The following is a 4,620-nucleotide window of genomic DNA, read 5'->3' on the forward strand; positions in this document are numbered from 1 at the left end:
AAAATATTCTTGCCATGTTGCTGAATTATTAAAAATTTTTTGAATGGGTAAATCAAATCTATTTTCAACATTACTTAGATAATAGAATTTGTATATTTCATCAGTAATCTCTTGGTTATTATCAAAATCAAACAAAACTTCTTTGATTGGCTTCCAATCATATTTTTCGAAGTTTTCTTTTAAATCATTTAATTTAAATTTTGGTTTTACTTTAAATGAGTAAAAAGACTCAAGATTAAATTCGTTTTCTTTATAACTTTCTTCTATGTACTTATTGTTGAAATTATTGCACCAAATTATGTTATTGTTGTTTTGAATGGTTGAAAGTGATATGATTTTGTTCTTTTCTAATTTTATAAACAAAGAAAAATTGATAGGATAATATTTTTCTAGTATGTTTATTAGCAGATAAGGATTTTTTTTTAAAATTTCGGTTATTAATTTTTTATTTTTATCAAAAGATTTTTCTCTATGCATATTATGTCAGTTTTGTTGTTGTAAAAATAAGCAAAATACATGGTTTAATTTACTTTTATATTTTTTAATTTTAAATTGATTTAATTCAGTTTAAGATTTGTCTATAAAACACTAACTTCCTTTAATTCAAGGTGTTGAGGTTGACTAGTTTTTTAATTCAGAAAAAATGAGTATACTTGCATTCCAAACTACTATAATCATGAAAAACAATTACTTAAAAGCATTAGGGCTAGTACTACTTACATCTTCTTTAGCTTTTTCCCAAAAAAATGTAAAATACAATGGAGAAGCTGCTTTTCAAAAAACAATCGAACTTACGGGGTTTCATACGGAAGCCTCTGCCATTAAAGAGTTAGGTAAATTATATGGATTGAACGAAGCCAGTACTTTTGCTTTCACAAGAGAAACTTCAGATGAAGCGGGTTTTACACATCAAAGATACCAACAATTTCATCAAGGAATTAAAATTGAATTTGGAACTGTAATTACCCATAAAAAAGAAGGAAATGTGGTAACCGTTAATGGGGAATTGTACAATGCAATAGGCCTAAATCTGGTTCCTACTTTAAATGCTAATCAAGCTTTTCAAAAAGCATTAGACTTTATTCAGGCAAGTGAATACTTGTGGGAAGATCCTATTTCGGCTCAGACTATGGATTATAGAAAACCTGCTGGAGAGTTAGTAATCCTACCTTTAGTTAATAAAGGTGAAGTGAAGTTGGCTTACAAATTTGATATTTATGCCAAAAAACCAATAGCTAGAGAGGAAGTTTTTGTTGAGGCTCATACGGGAGAAATTTTATACACTAATCCAATTATTAAGCATATTGATCACTTAGTTTCTAGTGAAGAAATTAAGGCAACTGCTCAAACGTTTGAAAAAATAGCATTGAATAAAGAAAAGGCTTTGTTTGTTCCTTTTGTTCCTGCCAATGCAGCAACACGTTATAGTGGTGCAAGAACTATTGAAACCACACAAGTTGATGCAACTACTTTTATTTTGGATGAAGCTTCAAGAGGAACGGGAAACGGAATGGTTACTTATAACTGTGAATCAAATCAGGATTACACCAATGTTGATTTTGTTGATAATGATAACAACTGGACTGCTGCCGAATATGATAATGCAGCTAAAGATAATGCTGCGCTAGAAGCACATTGGGGGGCAGAAATGACTTATGATTTTTGGAAGAATATCTTCAATAGAAACAGTTATGATGATGCTGGTGCCAAAATTAAAAGTTATGTTCATTATGGGTCGGGTTATAATAATGCCTTTTGGAATGGTTCAGTAATGACTTATGGAGATGGTAGTTCAATGGATGCTTTAACGGCAATTGATATTTGTGGTCACGAAATTGGTCATGCGGTTTGTACTTACACTTCAAATTTGGCTTATCAAAATCAATCGGGTGCGATGAATGAAGGGTTATCCGATATTTGGGGGACTTGTATTGAACAATACGGAAGACTAGGAAATTTAAATTCTCCTGTTGATACAGCGAGCCCAGGAACGCAAGGAACTTGGAAAATAGGTGAGGATGTGTTAAATGGCGGATTGCGTTCTATGAGTTATCCAAGAACAAAAGGAGATCCAGATACTTTTAAAGGACAATATTATGTAACGACTGCTGATGATGGTACTTGTACACCAAGTACGAATAATGACAGATGCGGTGTGCATACGAATAGTGGTGTTTTAAATCACTGGTTTTACATTGTTACAGCAGGAAAGGCAGGAACCAATAATGCACCAGTTTCGTCTGGAGGAGCATTTGCATATAATGTTACAGGTATTGGAATGGCAAAATCAGCTCAAATTACCTATTATGCAGAGCGCGATTATTTGACTCCTAATGCAACGTTTATGGACATGAGAAATGCTACCATTGCTGTAGCCAGTTCCTTGTATTGTGCTACAAGTCCTGAAGTGCAGGCTGTTACTAAGGCTTGGAAAGCAGTAAATGTAGGAGCAAATTATACAGCACTTGCAAGTGATGTAGCCTTAAAATCTATTTCGGGAGGAAATGTTAATGTTGCTTGTGGTGCCACTTACAATCCAAGTATCATTATTGAAAATGCGGGTACAACTACAATTACAGCTGCTACTATTACTTATAACGTAGATGGAGGTACAAACTCAACAATTAATTGGTCGGGGACTTTGTCTAATTGTGCCGTGCAAGCTATCGCGATTCCTGTAACTGGATTAACAAGAGGTACTCATGTTTTAAATGTTACTTCAACAGTTGCGGGTGATGGAAATGCAACAAATAACACAAAATCTATTTTAATTATTGTAAACGATGCAGGTAGTACCAATGTAGTGAACACGTTTAACAACGCTTCAGATGTGTTAGTCTCTATTGATAGCAATGGAAAAACAAATACTGTATGGCAAAGAGGTACGATCAATAAATCGTTATTAACTGGTGCATTAGCTGGGTCAGCGGTTTATGCTACTAAACTGACTGGAAATTATCCTGATAAAACTACATCATACTTAGTGTCGCAATGTTATAATTTGAGTGGTTTAGTGAATCCAACAGTAAGCTTTGACATGGCTTTTGATTTAGAAGCTAATTGGGACATTATTTATTTTGAATATTCTACTAATGCAGGTGCTAGCTGGAATATACTAGGAACGGCTTCCGACTCTAATTGGTACAACAGTTCTAGATTACCTAATGGAACAGATTGCTTTAATTGTGTAGGTAAACAATGGACAGGTGATTTTAATACGGCCCCTTCTGGAGGTACAGGAGTTAATGGAAACAAACGTAATTATACACATGAATTAACCACCTTAGGCGCTCCGTCTAATGTTATTTTTAGATTTACTTTTGTGTCTGATGATGCTACAAATCAGCAAGGTGTTATGGTTGATAACTTTGTTGTTCAAGGAACGCTTTCTTCTCCTACTAATGAAATAGCAGGTTTAGTTATCTATCCAAATCCAACCAAAGGTAAATTGAATATTTCCTTACCAACTACAGACCAAGTTACTGTAGATTTATTTGATTTAAGAGGTAGAAAAGTATATCAAAATCAATTTGCTGCTGAAGGAGTTTTGTTTACAAAAGAATTAGATCTTTCTTCCATTCAATCAGGTGTTTATTTGATAACCTTACAAACGGAAGGAAAACAAATAACTAAGCGAATAATTTTAGAATAAATATGTTTATAATTTAAAAAAAATCCCGTTAGAAATTAACTAACGGGATTTTTTAGTTCTAGTACTATAAGGTTGAAATTTTTTTAATGCAAGGATACATTGAACTTAGTGAAAAGCGCATATTCTGCATCTTTATTTTCATAAGTTATAGAGGCTACAGTTAGTTGCATTTATATGCTCTGTAAAAATCATCTGTTTTTTGTAAAAAAATAAGTTAAATCTTTTTTATTAATTTTTAAATGGTTATTTTTATTACGTAAATGTAATTATTTGTAGTTAAATAAATGTTTTAAATACAATAATCTTACTTACGCAATCGTTACCTATTAAGTATTATAAAAAATTAAATTTATGTCTAATTTATCTGAAAACAAAATCAATGTAACTTTAGCTGTTGCTGATGTAACAGCTATTAATGATGCCGTGAATACTATTTTGTCTAAAGTACCTGCAAATACTACTTTGACAGATGAACAACGGCTAAGCTATAATGCCATTAATGTAGCTAATAAAGTATTTGCTGATGATTGCTTGACTGAGGCTCAAGGCAATGGTTCGGGCATATTACCAGGTTTCATTAACTTAACTCACTTGCAAAACGACCTTACGGTTTTTGAACAGTTAGATCAAATTGAAAGTGCACTAAACAATACGTTGCAGCGTATCGCTGATGCTAAGCGTATTGCTGGTCATGAAGCTTTTGGTCAAGCTAATGTTATTTATAATGCTTTTAAAACCGCTAACGAAAACGGTATTGCTAATGCTAAGTCTTCTTACGATAAACTTAAGGCTCGTTTTGAAGCTCAAGGGAATAGTTCAGGCAGACCTGTTGATAAACAAATTTAGGTTTTGAATATAAGACCATCTAAAAAACACACTTTGTATATTTTGTCTTTTTTATTAGTTGATGTTATTTTAGAAACAATGAAGTTACGTTTTTTATGGTGGTCTTTTTTATAATTTATACC

General features: G+C 32.5%; 3 protein-coding genes. 2 read left to right on the forward strand and 1 reads right to left on the reverse strand.

Annotation, left to right across the window (positions count from 1 at the left end; translation table 11 throughout):
* On the reverse strand, positions 1–477 hold a 477-nt coding region (locus QZ824_RS10690; RefSeq protein ID WP_291276003.1), incomplete at its 3' end, for a hypothetical protein.
* A gap of 166 nt (positions 478–643) precedes the next feature.
* On the opposite strand from QZ824_RS10690, the gene QZ824_RS10695 reads away from it, so the two are divergent.
* Positions 644–3,652 (forward strand): M4 family metallopeptidase, encoded by a 3,009-nt coding sequence (locus tag QZ824_RS10695; protein WP_291276004.1) that lies wholly within the window; start codon positions 644–646, stop codon positions 3,650–3,652.
* A 351-nt stretch (positions 3,653–4,003) separates the two neighbouring features.
* Positions 4,004–4,498 (forward strand): hypothetical protein, encoded by a 495-nt coding sequence (locus QZ824_RS10700; RefSeq protein WP_291276005.1) that lies wholly within the window; start codon positions 4,004–4,006, stop codon positions 4,496–4,498.
* Positions 4,499–4,620 lie beyond the last annotated feature (122 nt).

Origin of the sequence: Flavobacterium sp., from assembly GCF_021151785.1 — a bacterium.
GTDB lineage: Bacteria > Bacteroidota > Bacteroidia > Flavobacteriales > Flavobacteriaceae > Flavobacterium.